Genomic DNA, 14,182 nt, shown 5'->3' on the forward strand with positions numbered 1-14,182 from the left:
TCGGGCACCGTGCATGCCCGATGCGTTATAATCACCGTCGGTTGATTTTATTTTCTCCGGTCGTCCCAATGGTTGAATGTCGTATGTGTATGCTGAGGAAAACAAGAATACTGATTGTCTTAATGGTGACGGGTTTGCTGGCGCTATCGAGCGCGGCGCAGTCGGCGCGGCTCAAATCGCCGCCGCGCAGCGTCAAGCCGAGCGCCCCGGCACCCGTAGTCAAAAACACCTGGCGCGGCCTGACGCCGTTGCAGTCTTCCGCCGGCGAGGTCGCGCAACTGGTCGGCACGGACGCTGACCTGTCGAATGCGCCGGTCGGCGGGCCTTACAAAGTGGATGGCGGCGAAGTGACCTTCTCGTTCCTGACGCCGAGCCTTGCTAAAATGTACCGCGCGCCGCGCACCCTGCATGGCAAGCTCTTCACGATCTATTTCACGCCGCTCGGTCGCATCGAGCGCGCCGACCTGAAACTCGCTGCCAGCTTCAGAGTGTGCAAGGAGCAGCAGACGCCTGGCTATTATTATCTGGTCAATGACGCCGGCATCGCCTACCGCATGCGCCGCGGCGACGACACGGTGGAAACGATCATCTATCAGCCGTCGCGCGCCGAGATTCAGCGCCTGGCGGTCAACACGGAATGCGTCTTCTAGGGCGGTGACAAGTGACAAGTGACGAGTGCCAAGACGCACCACTCGGCCACTTCTTGTCACTTGTCACTTGTCACTTGTCACTATGAAAATCGCGTTGCTCGGTTACGGCAAGATGGGGCGGATGGTTGAAGAGGCGGCCAGCCGCCGGCAGATCGAAGTCGTCTGCGTCATTGATCCGCTGGCCGGCTCGCGCGGGCGGCTCGAAGACGCCGACGTGTGCATCGATTTCTCTGAACCGGCGGCGGTGATCGATAACATCAAACGGGTCGCGGCTGCCGGGCGGGCGATGGTCGTCGGCACCACCGGCTGGTATGACCGCATCGAAGAGGTGCGCCGCATCGTAGACATGGGGCAGGTCGGTTTCGTCTACGGCTCGAACTTTTCCATCGCCGTCAACCTGATGTTCAAGATCGCCCGCTACAGCGCTCGCCTGTTTAGCCGCTTCAACTCACACGAGCCGTTTCTCACCGAGGCGCATCACCAGTTTAAGAAAGACGCGCCATCAGGCACGGCGATCTTCCTGAAGCGCGAAGTCGAAGCCGAAACGAAGCGTGACGTGCCGGTCGCCAGTCTGCGCGCAGGCTTCATTCCCGGCACGCACACCGTCGGCTTTGACTCCGAAGCCGACACCCTGGCGATCACCCACACGGCGCGCAGCCGCGCAGGCTTTGCCGATGGCGCCATCGTCGCCGCCGAGTGGATCGCCCCGCGCCGCGGCTTTTACGAGTTTTCTGAAATCATCGCCGAACAGCTTAAAGAAAGAGATGAGTCATAATGTTAGAGATGGCCAACTTGAACGGTTGCGGCACGGCGCTCGTCACGCCATTTAATGAAGACCGCACAGTTGACGAAGCCGCTCTGCGGGCGCTGGTCGAATGGCAGATTGCCGAAGGCATAGACTTTCTGGTGCCCTGCGGCACGACCGGCGAAAGCGCGACGCTCGGCGATGACGAGATGCGGCGCGTCGTCGAGATCGTCTTGCAGACGGCGCAGGGCCGCGTGCAGGTGGTGGCCGGCGCCGGCGGCAACAACACGGCGCACGTCATCGAGCTGGCGCAAGAATACGAGCGCCTCGGCGCGCGCGGGCTGCTCTCGGTCACGCCTTACTACAACAAGCCGACGCAGGAAGGGCTCTATCAGCACTATCGCGCCATCGCCGAAGCGACCGCGTTGCCGATCATCGTCTATAACGTGCCGCCGCGCACCAACGTCAACCTGCTGCCTGACACGCTCATCCGTTTGGCCGAGCTGCCGAACATCATCGGGGTCAAGGAAGCGTCGGGCGACATCTCGCAGATCGCTGAGATCGTCACGCGCGCGCCGGCAGGGTTCAAGGTTTTTTCGGGCGATGATTCGATGACGCTGCCGGTCGTCGCCGTCGGCGGCGTCGGCTTGATCTCGGTGGCGTCGAACGAAGCGCCGCGCCAGATGACGGCGCTGGCGCGCGCCGCCTTAGAGAATGATTGGGAAGAAGCGCGGCGCTTGAATCGCGAGCTATGGTCGCTGATGAAGGTCAACTTCATCGAAGCGAGCCCCGGCCCGGTCAAAGCGGCGCTGGCGATGATGGGCAAGATCAAAGAAAACTACCGGCTGCCCATCGTGCCGGTGACGACGGCGACCAGAGACAGGCTGCGCGGCGTGCTGACTGAGCTGAAACTGGTTTGAACGACACGGGTAAACGGATGGAACTGGCAGAGCGCATTCAACAACTCTTCGACAACCCGCCCGGCGAATTTACCGACGAGCACTTCGCGCTGTTCGACGAATTCAAGCAGCGGCTCAATGCCGGCGAGGTGCGCGCTGCCGAAAAGCGCGACGGCGAGTGGCGCGTCAACTTCTGGGTCAAGCAAGGCATCCTGCTCGGCTTTCGCATGGGGCGGATAGAAAACTTCTCGATCAACAATCAATTCCGCTTCTATGACAAGCACACTTACCCGCTCAAACACCTGACCGCGGACAGCGGCGTGAGGGTGGTGCCGGGCGGCTCGTCGCTGCGTGACGGATGTTACATTGCCAGCGGCGTCACCTGTATGCCGCCGATGTACGTCAACGTCGGCGCTTATGTTGACGAAGGCACGATGATCGATTCGCACGCGCTGGTCGGCTCGTGCGCGCAGGTAGGGCGTCGCGTCCACATCTCGGCGGCGGCACAGATCGGCGGCGTGCTCGAACCCATCGGCCAGATGCCGGTGATTATCGAAGACGACGTGCTGGTGGGCGGCAACTGCGGCGTCTACGAAGGCGCCATTGTCCGCGAGCGCGCCGTGCTTGCGCCGGGGACGATCCTGACGGGCGGCACGGTGGTCTATGATCTGGTGCGCGACGAATTCTATCGCAAGACCGCCGCCGCGCCGCTCGAAATCCCCGCGGGCGCGGTCGTCGTGCCGGGCACGCGCGCCGTCACCAAAGGCCGCGGGCCTGAGTTCGGCATGGCGATCTATACGCCCATCATCGTCAAGTACCGCGACGAGAAGACCGACGCCGCCGTGCGCCTGGAAGACTTTCTAAGATAGAAGTCAGAAGTCAGGAGACCGAAGTCAGAATGAATAAGGAAGTCGGCACGCAGCGCCTTCCACTTTTATTCTGACTTCTGACTTCTGACTCCTGACTTCTGACTCCTGACTATGTTTTCTCCCGCCGAGCGATTGAAGAATGTCCGCAAGAGCGCGACGCGCGTGCTATACGACAACGCGCCGCCGGGCTCGATCAATCTCGGTCTGGGCGAGCCGGACTTTCCGACGCCTGTGGTCGCGCGCCGCGCCGCCATCGAGTTTATTGAAGAGGGCTTTGTCGGCTACACGCCGAACGCCGGCATCCTGCCATTGCGCGAGCAGATCGCCGCTTATCACAGCGAAGGGGCGCGCGCGCCGTTTACGGCCGATCAGGTCTGCGTGATGAACGGCACCGAAGAGGCGCTGTTTGCCACGGTGATGACGATTGCCGGGCCGGGCGATGAGGTGCTGCTGCCCGACCCCTGCTATCTCGCCTATCCGCCGATTGTTGAGTTGGCGGGGGCGCGGGCGACTTACTACCGAATGCCCGCGGCGCGCGGCTTCATGTTCGACCGCGAAATTTTTGCCGCCGCGGTTAGCGAGAAGACGAAGCTCGTTATCTTGCTATCGCCATCCAACCCGACGAGCCGCGTGATCGCCGCCGCCGACTTGCGATTCATCGCCGAGCGTTTGCGCGGCACAAACGCCTACGTTATCGCCGACGAGATTTACCGCGAGCTCTATTTTGCCGAGCGCCCCGCGACGATCTCGGAGTTCTATGACCGGACGATCATCATCTCCGGCCTGTCGAAGAGCATGAGCATGACCGGCTGGCGGTTGGGCTGGTGCGTCGGCCCCGCGGAAGTGATCGGTCACATCACGGTGATGCACCAGTATATTTCGACCTGCGCGTCAGGCGTGTCACAGCGCGCGGCGCTGGCGGCCTTCACCGACGAGGGCCGAAGGGCGACCGCCGAGATGCGCGACGAATTAAAACGCCGCAACGAAGTGATGGCCCGCGCCATCGAGCGCGACCTGCAATTGCCATTCGTGCAGGGCGAAGGCGCGTATTACATCATGCTCGGCGTGTCCAGTTTTGGCCCTTCGATGGATACGGCGATGCGCCTGCTCAAGCATCGCGTCATCACAGTGCCGGGCGCGGCCTTCGGCTCGGAAGGCGAAGGCTACCTGCGGCTGTCGTTCTCGATTGCGCCGCACTTGATTGAAGAGGGCATCCGCCGCATCGCCGCCGGTCTTGACAAGGCCGCGCCGCCGGAATAATCATCGCTGCACCCTCTGGGCTCTCAAAACCAACTCGATAGGTGAGGTTGCTATGCAATCACGCTCCTTGTCGCTCAAGTGCTTGCCGTTGTCGTTGGCGCTGCTGATTCTCTGCCCTCTGCTCGCGCGCGCGGCGGATTATCCTACGCACCCGCTCGATTCGCTGAGTCGTGAAGAGATTCTAACGACTGTCGAAATCCTCAAGGCCGGCGGCAAAACCACAGATGCCAGCCGCTACGCCACGATCATGCTGCGCGAGCCGCCGAAGGCCGAGGTGTTGGCCTTCAAACCGGGCAGCGCCTTTCGCCGCGAAGCCTTCGCGGTCGTCTACGAGCGCGCCACTAACAAAACCTTCGAGGCCGTCGTTGATCTGAACAAGAAGGCGCTGCTGTCGTGGAAAGAAGCGCCGGGTGTGCAGCCGGCGTTTCTGATCGAAGACCTCATCATGGCGGAGCAGATCGTTAAGGCCGACCCGCAGTGGCAGGCCGCCATGCGCAAGCGCGGCATCACCGACTTCAAGAATGTAAACGCGGACGCGTGGGCATCGGGCTTCTACGGCACCGCCGACGAAAACGGCGCGCGCACCGCACGCGTCGTCTCTTACTACAACGAAGGCACGCGGAACGCTGACGCACGGCCCATTGAGGGCGTCATTGCTTATGTGAACCTGAACACCAAACACGTCTACAAGCTTGTGGATACGGGCGTCGTGCCGATACCGCCACAGAAGGCCGACCTCGACATGCAGGCAATCGGCAAGCAGCGCGAAGCGCCGAAGCCTTTGCAGATCGTTCAGCCGCAGGGCGCGAGCTTTGAAGTCAATGGCAGCGAAGTGCGCTGGCAGAAGTGGCGTTTCCGTTTCAGCATGACGCCGCGCGAAGGGCTGGTGCTGCACACGGTCGGTTACGAAGACGAAGGCCGCGTGCGCCCGATCCTCTACCGCGCGTCGCTGGCAGAGATGGTCGTGCCGTACGGTGACCCGCAGGCCGGATGGTTCTTTCGCAACGCGTTCGACGAAGGCGAATACGGCATCGGGCGGCTGGCCTTGTCGCTTGAGCCGCAGACCGACACGCCCGACAACGCCGTGACCTTTGACGCGGTCTTCCCCGGCGAGACCGGCGGCGGCGTCTTGCCGGTCAAGCGCGCCGTGGCGCTCTACGAACGCGACGGCGGCGTGCTGTGGAAGCATGCCGATTACTCATCGTTTCCGTTTATGCATAATGAATCGCGGCGGGCGCGCGATCTGGTGCTCGCGTGGTTCGCCAACGTCGGCAATTACGAATACGGGTTTAACTGGATATTTCATCAGGATGGCTCGCTCGAGATGGAAGTGCAGTTGACCGGCATCATGGCGGCGCGCGGCATTGACGAAACCGAGAACCACCCGGCCCACAACGGCGAAGGCCACGGGCACAAAGTCGCGCCGGGTGTCGAGGCCGTACACCATCAGCACTTCTTCAACTTCAGGCTCGACATGGACGTTGACGGCGCAAACAATCGCCTGGTCGAGATGAACACGCAGGCGTCGGCGGCCGGGCCGCAGAACCCGCATAACAATTCCTTCACCATGATCGAGACCCCTCTGCTTACAGAGCGCGCCGCGCAACGACAGATGAGCATGGCGACGAGCCGCAAGTGGAAAGTGATCAACCCGGCGGTGAAGAACCAGCTAGGCGAGCCGACCGGGTACATTCTCTTCCCTGGCGAAAACGCGGTGCCATACGCCGCGCCGACATCAAGCGTGCGCAAGCGTGCAGGCTTCCTCAACGCACACCTCTGGGCGACGCCTTATAAACAGGACGAGCAATTCGCTGCCGGTGATTACATCAATCAGAGCATGGGCGGCGAGGGCTTGCCGAAGTGGACGGCGGCCAATCGCCCGATTGACAATCAGGATTTGGTGCTGTGGTACACGCTCGGCGTCACGCACATCCCGCGCCCCGAAGAGTGGCCCGTCATGACCTGTCACCGCGCCGGCTTCAAGCTCATGCCGGCGGGCTTCTTCGCCCGCAACCCGGCGCTCGACGTCCCCAAGCCTGCGGCCAATCAATAATCGCGCGGCAATGCTATGATGTTAGTCGCTCGCGGATTGATTGCGCATGAACCAGATGAGCTTACTCGACACGCTGCTGGGACTATTCAAGAGCTACGGCTATTGGATCGTCTTCTTCGGCGTGATGCTAGAGAATGCCGGCCTGCCGGTGCCCGGCGAAACGATTCTGCTGGCCGCCGGTTTCTTTGCCAGCGAGGGCGATTTTTCAATGCCGCTGGTCATGCTGATTGCCACCGCCGGCGCGGTCCTCGGCGACAACTGCGGCTACTGGGTCGGCCACCGGGTCGGGCGCGGCGTGCTGATCAAGTATGGGCGCTTTGTGATGCTGACCGAGACGCGCTTTGTCGCGATGGAAAAATATTTCGCCTCGCACGGCGATAAGACCGTGCTGGTGGCGCGCTTCATCACCGGCTTTCGCGTCTTCACGGCGCTGTTTGCCGGCGCGTCGCACATGCGCTGGCGGACGTTTTTCATCTTCAACGTGCTCGGCGCCATCTCGTGGGCGGTGGTGATGACGCTGCTCGGCTACTTCTTCGGCAAGAGCTGGGACCTGCTTGAGCAGTACATCAAGGGCGCGGGCTTCGTGATGGCCGGCGCTGTCGTCGTCCTGATCGTCGGCTTCCAACTGTACAAACGGCGCAAGCGGATTGCCGAAGCCAGGCGCGCTGAAGTCGAGCGCGCCGCGGCCAGCGACGCCGACTGAGCCAGGCGACCCACGCCTCACAACGCCTTCTTTGACCCGCGGCACCCCCCGGCCATAGAATCCTTGTGAGAGGTACGGGCCGCCCGCGCCGCCTCACCCATCGGGAGGACACGTGACCCGCAACACCGCTTTCATCTCGCTCCTACTCTTTGGCGCCTCCTTCGCACTGGCGCAGGTCGTGACGCCCGGCGACGAAGCCAAGAAGCTCCACGCGCTGTTTGATGAAGATTGGCAGTGGGGCCTCAAGCAGTTCCCGGAGATGGCGACGCTGCTGGGCGACGACCGCTACAACGACCGCCTCACCGACTACTCGCCCGAGGCCCTGGCGCGCAACAAGGCCCACGACCGCGAGATGCTCGACCGCATCCAGAAGATCGACCGCGCCAAGCTCGCCGGCCAGGACGTCATCTCTTACGATCTCTTCCTGCGCGACAAGCGTCTCAGTGTCGAAGGCGCACGCTTCCCGACCGAGCTTATGCCGGTGGATCAGATGAACGGCGTACAAATCCTCTTCGGCCAGCTCGTCGGCAGCACGCCCTTTCGCAATGCGAAGGATTATGCCGATTACCTGGCGCGCCTCGCCGCCCTGCCGCGCCAGATTGACCAGCTCATCGCGCTGATGCGGCGCGGCATCGCGAGCGGCTGGGTACAGCCAGCCGTCCCACTGCGCTCGCTGCCGGCGCAGATCGAGGGACAGATCGCCGCCGACCCGGCCGCAAGCCCCGCTTTCGCGCCGTTCAAGAATTTCCCTGCCGACCTGCCCGCCGCCGAGCGCATGCGGCTCGTGGCGGCGGGCCGTCAAGCGGTCAACGATTCGTTCACGCCGGCCATGCAGAAGCTCCTGGCGTTCGTGAAGAATGATTACCTGCCGGCGGCCCGCAAGGACATCGGCGCGTCGAGCCTGCCGGATGGCGCGGCTTATTACCAACATTCCATCCGCCGCCACACGACGACCGACCTGACCGCGAAAGAGATTCACGAGATCGGCGTCAGAGAGGTCGCGCGCATCCGCGGCGAGATGGAAGCCATCATCCGCGGCGTCGGCTTCAAGAGGACATTCCAGGAATTCCTAACCTTCCTGCGCACAGACCCGCGGTTTTATTACGGCAGCGCCGACGACCTGATTGCCGGCTATGCGCTGATCGCCAAGCGCGCCGATGGCGAGCTGCCGAAGCTCTTTGCCGAGCTGCCGCGCAACTCTTACGGCATCCGTGTTATTCCTGATTATGAGGCACCGGCGCAGACGACCGCTTACTACCAGCCGGGCGCATCGGGGGCGCGCGCCGGCATCTACATGATCAACACCTACAAGCTCGACACGCGGCCGCGTTACGAGATGGAGGCGCTGACGCTGCACGAGTCTGTGCCCGGCCACCACCTGCAAATCTCGCGCGCCCAGGAGCTGAAGGGCCTGCCCGAGTTCCGGCGCAATGCGGGCTATACGGCTTACGTCGAGGGCTGGGCGCTGTACGCCGAATCTCTGGGCGGCGAGATGGGCTTCTACGCCGACCCCTACTCGAAGTTCGGGCAGCTGACGTACGAGATGTGGCGCGCCTGCCGGCTGGTCGTCGACACGGGGATGCACGCTATGGGCTGGACGCGCGAGCAGGCCATCAACTTCATGAAAGCGAACACCGCGAAGACCGAGAACGACATCGTCGTTGAGGTTGACCGCTACATCGTCTGGCCCGGCCAGGCGCTCGCCTACAAGCTCGGCGAGCTGAAGATCAAGGAACTGCGGGCGCGCGCCGCGCGGGAACTCGGGGCGCGCTTCGACGTTAGAAAGTTCCATAACGCCATTCTCGACGACGGGCCGCTGCCGCTCGACCTGCTCGACCGGCGCTTGAGCGACTGGATTGCCGCCGAGAAGCGAAAGGAGTAAGCAATGATCGCGCCTCTATCGTCAAAACGCCGGTTGCCGCGAGCCGTAACCGCGGGGCTGCTGCTGGCGCTGATTGGCTGCGCCGGCGTCAGCCATTCGGATGTCACTAACGACCCGCCCGCCAACAGCAACACGGCGAGCGCAAGCGAGCCAGCTATGGACAATTCACAGCAACCGGCGGGCGGCAATCTCGACCCGCGACTGGCGGCGGCCAACGCCCGCTTTGGTTTCAAGCTCTACGCACAGCTGACGCGGCAGAGCGCCGAAAAGAATATCTTCATCTCGCCGTCGAGCATCGCCCTCTGTTTGACCATGACTTACAACGGCGCCGCCGGCGAAACCCGCGAGGCGATGGCGCGCGCTCTGGAGACGCAGGCGTTGAGCCTAGACGACCTCAATCGCGCCTATGCCGGCCTGCGGGCCGCGCTCGAAAGCCCGGACGCTAAGGTCAAGCTGCAAATCGCCAACTCGCTGTGGGCGCGGCGCGGCCTGGAGTTCAAGGATAGTTTCATCGAGCGCGACAAAACCTACTTTGGCGCGCAGGTGACGCCGTTGAACTTTGACGACCCGGCGACCCCTGCAATCATCAATCGCTGGGTCAGCGAAAAGACCGGCGGCAAGATCGATAAGATCGTTGACCAGATCGATCCAAGCTCAGTCCTCTTCCTGATCAACGCCATCTACTTCAAAGGCGCGTGGGCCAAAACCTTTGACAAGGCGAAGACCAGAGAAGACAACTTCACGCTGGCGCGTGGCAGTAAGCGCGTGCCGATGATGTCGCAGTCGGGCAGTTATGAGTATCTGGAGACCAAAGACTTTCAAGCCGTGAGCTTGCCTTACGGCGGCGGGCGCGTCAGTTTTTATGTCTTTCTGCCGGCGCAACAATCGAGCCTCGCGGCCTTTGAAAAAAATTTAAGCGAGGCCAACTGGCAACAGTGGATGCAGGGATTCGACACCTCGGAGGGCGACATCAGCTTGCCGCGCTTCCGCGTCACCTATGAAGCGACGCTCAACGATGCGCTCAAGGCTTTAGGGATGGGCGTGGCGTTTGACGAAGGCCGCGCGAACTTTTCCGAGATGATGGAGGCGGGCGGCCCGCGCGTCTTCATCAGCGCCGTCCGCCACAAGACGTTTGCCGAAGTGAATGAAGAGGGCACGGAAGCCGCGGCGGTGACTTCGACAGAGATGCGCGCCACCTCGATGCGCCGCGCGCTGCAACGCTTCCGCATGGTCGTAGACCGCCCATTCTTCTGCGCGATTCGTGATAATACCAGCGGCGCGGTGCTGTTTATGGGCTCGATCTACGACCCGCAATAATGCGGCTACGCCGCAAGGCAAAAGTAAAAAGGCAAAAGGCAAAAGTGGCGGAGCCGGAATAATAGATAGCCTGAGGCTATTTATTTAATCCCCTGCCGACCTTTTGCCTTTTACCTTTTTACTTTTGCCTTCCGACCGCAGGTCGGGGTTACGGTTTAACGGCTTTCTTGACGGCGTTGCCGGTATTCTTTGTGGCTTTCACGGTGCCTTTGCCGTAGTTCTTGCTGCCGTGATAGACGTGTTTGCCGAAGTGTTTGCCGCCGCGCACGATGCGACCGTGCTTGACGTTATGGCCGAGGCTTTTGCCGGCCTTGCCCATCTCTTTGGTGCCTTCCTTCATCTGGCCCTTGACGGTCGGCTTGGCCTTCTGGGTGTCGTCCTGCGCCAGCGCGAAAGGCGTCGCGATGGCCAGCGTCAAGCCCAGGGCACCGCTCGCGATTAGTTGACTGAGTTTACGCATCATCATCACTCCTCGAAGAAGTCAGTTATGCCTGCTCGACTTTCGTCCACACGCGGTCGAGAAGCTTGAAAATTGCAAGTCGCGTTCCGGCAGACAAGCGCCGTGGTTTGCTGATTTTTCGCGGCCAGAGCCGCGCGCGCTCAATCCCGTGATTTATTTTGATTCAGCAAGCGGCGGCACCTCGCCGCGCGCGCCGGTCCTTTACCAAACGTCATGAGCGTACAAATCTTCGTAGGTCTGGCGGCGGCGCGCTAGCCGTATTTCGCCGGCTTCGGTAATCAACACCACACCAGGAATCGGGCGGCCATTGTACTGCGACGCCTGATCGAGCGCATAGGCGCCGGCGTTCAATAACGCCAGCACGTCGCCGGCTGCGGTTTCGGCAGGCAGCAGTCGGTAATTCGGCAAGCGCGTGCCCTTCTCCAGATCGAAGTAAACGTCGCCCGAATCGCACAGCGGCCCGGCGACTTTGAAAGGCCGGTCGTGCGCCGCGGCGGCATGCGACGCCGAGATCAGGTGGTAATACCATTTATACATCGCCATAGATAGCGCCAGCGAATAGCCGGCGTCCGTGAGCAGCCAGGTGTCGCCGGTTTCGGGCCGCTCCTTGACATTGCAGACCCGCGTAAGCAGCAAGCCTGTGTCGGCGACGATGCGGCGGCCCGGCTCCATCACGATGGTCAGCTCTTCAAACAAGGCGCGGTCGTCGCCCGTCACCGCCTCATTGATCGCGGCGCGCAGCACGTCGCCGGCGTCGAGCGTCGCCGACAGCATCTGGCGCTCGCGCTCGCCGATGTCGGCAGCCATCGGCGAGTCCTGCAAATAATTCACCGGCAAGCCGCCGCCGATGTTGATGTGGGTCAGTCGGTGGCCCGTCTTGCGATAAAGGTCGAGCAAGAATAGCCACATCTCCGCAAAGGCGCGGGCGAAGGGCTGCGGGTCGGGCGTCTGCGAGCCGACGTGAATGTGCGCGCCGGCGAGGTTGATGGCGTCGCGGTTTTCTAAGGCGATGCGGAACGCGTCTTCGACCTGCGCCGGCGAGAGGCCGAACTTCGAGGCGAGCAATCCGGTCTGCAAGCCGATGTGCGAGCGCGTGATGATTTCCGGCACGATGCGCAGGGCAACGTTGGCGCGCTTGCCCATCGAGCGGGCGACGCGCGCGACCTGCTCAAGCTCGAACAGCGAATCGATGTTGATGGCGAGGATGCCATACGCGACCGCAGCAGTGATCTCTTCGTCGGTCTTCGAGACGCCGTTGAAGACGATCTGATCGGGGCGAAAGCCGACTGTGCGCGCTTTGTGCAGCTCGCCGCCGGAATTGACTTCGATGTCGCCACCGGCGCGGCGCACCGCCGCCAGCACGGCCATGTTGGAGTTCGCCTTCGAGGCATAGCAGAGCTTGACCCGCGGATGCACGGCTTCGACGGCGCGGCGCAGGTCGCGCACATGATTGGCGATGCGCTTTTCGGAGAAGACGTAGAGCGGCGTGCCGAACTGCTCAATCAGCGTGACGGTGTCCAGGCCATCAACGGTGAGGTGGCCGGCGCGCGCTTCGAGATAACCATCGATCTGCCAGCCCGCGGATTGCTCTGCCATGAACGCTCCTTATGATAATCATTTAAAGAGTGATTGTAAGTGAGCGGCGCGCGGCAGAGCAAATTTATGCGCGATTGAAGGGAATTAACCACAGAGGCACGGAGACAAGGAGGCACAGAGGCTATAGCACCAATCGCCGAATGCCAGCCTTCATCACCGGGACATAGAAGTTTAGGATCAAGCCGATTGGCAATCCCGACAGGCGCAGGTAGGTCAACATCTGGGCTTCGTGAACTGGCGCGATGGCGTTCACGCACTTCAATTCGATGATGACCTTACCGGCAACGACGATGTCCAGGCGATAGCCTTGTTCGAGCTTAACACCCTTGTATTCAACCGAAATTGCTTTCTGTCGTTCGAATGGCAAGCCGCGTAATTCAAATTCCCGACAGAGACACTTCTCATAAGCTGACTCCAGCAGCCCCGGCCCAATTGACGATGCACCTCAATAGCTGCTGCAATGATTTTCTCGGTCAGCTCCTTCTCGAGAAACATCTCTGTGCCTCCGTGTCTCTGTGTCTCTGTGTTTATCCCCTCCTTACAACACCGCAGTCTCATGAAGCAGTTGGCCCGTGCGGAAGCGTTCGATGCCGAGGGCGCGGGCGTCAATCGTGCGCGGCTCGCCGTCGAGAATCCACTCCGCCGCGACGCGGCCCGACGCCGGCGAGTGCATCACGCCGTGGCCGCTGAAGCCATTCACCAGGTAAAAGCCGGCGACTTCACTCGCCGGCCCGATGATGGCATGATGATCCGGCGTCACTTCGTAGAGACCGGCCCAGCAGCGCCGCGGGTTGACTTCGGCGTCGGCGAATGCCGGAACGCGCGCCGTCGCCCGCGTGAGAATCTTTTCAATGAACTCGTCATCGAACGTCATGTCGTAAGTGAATTCGTCACGGCCATCGTGCCACGCCAGCAAGACGCCTGCGCCCTCGCGCCGAAAGTGAAAGCCATCCGTCATATCGATGACCATCGGCAGACGCGCCGGAATCGCGTCGAAGGCTTGCGTGTGAACCAGCTTGCGCCGCAGCGGCTCGACCGGCAACTGAACGCCGACCATTGCGGCAATCAATTTAGCCCACGGCCCGGCGGCGTTGACGACGACAGGCGTGGCGATGTCGCCGCGCGAGGTGCGGACGCCTGTGACGCGGCCCTGGTTAACGTCAATGCCGGTGACTTCGGTGTCGAGCCAGACACGCGCGCCGCGTTCTTTGGCGCGCTGCGCGAAACCGACCATGACGCTGTAGGGATCAACAAAGCCATCGGTTGGGCAGAAGCTGCCGCCGAGAATGTCATCGCTGATGATCTGCGGAATGATGCTGATGATATCGTCGCGGCTCACAGCCTGCACGTTGGTCAGCCCGTGCGCCGCTTGAATCCGCCGATTGGTTTCCAGGTAATCGAGGTGCGCCTGCCGCGTGGCAATGAACAGGTAGCCGTGCGGGCGGTACTGCGCCGTGTGGCCGGTCAGCTCTTCAAAGCGCGAGAAGAAATCAATCGCGTAGCGCGACATCGCGATGTTGACGGCGGTGGCGAACTGCGCGCGCACGCCGCCGGCGCTCTTGGCCGTCGAGCCTAAGCCTTGCTGCGCGGCGCGCTCGACAATCAGCACATTCGTGCAGCCCAGATCAGTGAGGTGATAGGCGACCGACGAGCCGACAATGCCGCCGCCGATGATAACCACGTCCGCGGTTTCTGTCATAAGGTTTTTCCGGCTGCGCGACGGCTCGTGGGCTACGCGGCGCGTTGAG

General features: G+C 62.0%; 13 protein-coding genes. 9 read left to right on the forward strand and 4 right to left on the reverse strand.

Going from position 1 to position 14,182, the window contains the following annotated elements; translation table 11 throughout:
• The first annotated feature begins 89 nt into the window (after positions 1-89).
• The 9 genes from VJ464_20990 to VJ464_21030 all read left to right on the forward strand — a co-directional run bounded on the left by VJ464_20990 (position 90) and on the right by VJ464_21030 (position 10,378).
• Entirely contained in the window at positions 90-650 is a 561-nt protein-coding gene (locus tag VJ464_20990; protein ID HKQ07615.1) for a hypothetical protein, read from the forward strand.
• Positions 651-732: 82 nt separating this feature from the next.
• Complete coding sequence (locus VJ464_20995; protein ID HKQ07616.1) at positions 733-1,425, forward strand: dihydrodipicolinate reductase C-terminal domain-containing protein; 693 nt, start codon at positions 733-735, stop codon at positions 1,423-1,425.
• The gene (gene dapA, locus VJ464_21000; protein HKQ07617.1) at positions 1,425-2,315 is read left to right on the forward strand and encodes a 4-hydroxy-tetrahydrodipicolinate synthase; all 891 of its coding nucleotides are present in this window, start codon (positions 1,425-1,427) and stop codon (positions 2,313-2,315) included. The genes VJ464_20995 and dapA overlap by 1 nt, the downstream gene beginning before the upstream one ends.
• Before the next feature lie 17 nt (positions 2,316-2,332).
• Positions 2,333-3,163: a 2,3,4,5-tetrahydropyridine-2,6-dicarboxylate N-succinyltransferase gene (locus tag VJ464_21005; protein HKQ07618.1), complete on the forward strand. Its 831-nt coding sequence runs from the start codon at positions 2,333-2,335 to the stop codon at positions 3,161-3,163.
• A 111-nt stretch (positions 3,164-3,274) separates the two neighbouring features.
• On the forward strand, positions 3,275-4,423 hold the full coding sequence (locus tag VJ464_21010; GenBank protein ID HKQ07619.1) for an aminotransferase class I/II-fold pyridoxal phosphate-dependent enzyme: 1,149 nt from the start codon (positions 3,275-3,277) through the stop codon (positions 4,421-4,423).
• Positions 4,424-4,475: 52 nt separating this feature from the next.
• Positions 4,476-6,476: a primary-amine oxidase gene (locus tag VJ464_21015; protein HKQ07620.1), complete on the forward strand. Its 2,001-nt coding sequence runs from the start codon at positions 4,476-4,478 to the stop codon at positions 6,474-6,476.
• A 46-nt stretch (positions 6,477-6,522) separates the two neighbouring features.
• On the forward strand, positions 6,523-7,179 hold the full coding sequence (locus VJ464_21020) for a DedA family protein (GenBank protein HKQ07621.1): 657 nt from the start codon (positions 6,523-6,525) through the stop codon (positions 7,177-7,179).
• Between the two features lie 112 nt (positions 7,180-7,291).
• On the forward strand, positions 7,292-9,061 hold the full coding sequence (locus tag VJ464_21025) for a DUF885 domain-containing protein (protein HKQ07622.1): 1,770 nt from the start codon (positions 7,292-7,294) through the stop codon (positions 9,059-9,061).
• Positions 9,062-9,064: 3 nt separating this feature from the next.
• Positions 9,065-10,378 (forward strand): serpin family protein, encoded by a 1,314-nt coding sequence (locus tag VJ464_21030; protein ID HKQ07623.1) that lies wholly within the window; start codon positions 9,065-9,067, stop codon positions 10,376-10,378.
• Between the two features lie 148 nt (positions 10,379-10,526).
• Here VJ464_21030 and VJ464_21035 read toward each other — a convergent pair whose 3' ends face one another.
• The 4 genes from VJ464_21035 to VJ464_21050 all read right to left on the reverse strand — a co-directional run bounded on the left by VJ464_21035 (position 10,527) and on the right by VJ464_21050 (position 14,133).
• Positions 10,527-10,844 (reverse strand): hypothetical protein, encoded by a 318-nt coding sequence (locus VJ464_21035; GenBank protein ID HKQ07624.1) that lies wholly within the window; start codon positions 10,842-10,844, stop codon positions 10,527-10,529.
• Positions 10,845-11,039: 195 nt separating this feature from the next.
• Complete coding sequence (gene lysA, locus VJ464_21040) at positions 11,040-12,434, reverse strand: diaminopimelate decarboxylase (protein HKQ07625.1); 1,395 nt, start codon at positions 12,432-12,434, stop codon at positions 11,040-11,042.
• 121 nt (positions 12,435-12,555) lie between these two features.
• Positions 12,556-12,867 carry a GxxExxY protein gene (locus tag VJ464_21045; GenBank protein ID HKQ07626.1) on the reverse strand — a complete coding sequence of 104 codons (312 nt, stop codon included), beginning with the start codon at positions 12,865-12,867 and terminating at the stop codon, positions 12,556-12,558.
• Positions 12,868-12,972: 105 nt separating this feature from the next.
• Positions 12,973-14,133, reverse strand: a complete 1,161-nt coding sequence (locus VJ464_21050; protein HKQ07627.1) for an FAD-binding oxidoreductase — start codon at positions 14,131-14,133, stop codon at positions 12,973-12,975.
• Positions 14,134-14,182: the final 49 nt, after the last annotated feature.

Source organism: Blastocatellia bacterium (genome assembly GCA_035275065.1).
Lineage (GTDB): Bacteria > Acidobacteriota > Blastocatellia > UBA7656 > UBA7656 > DATENM01.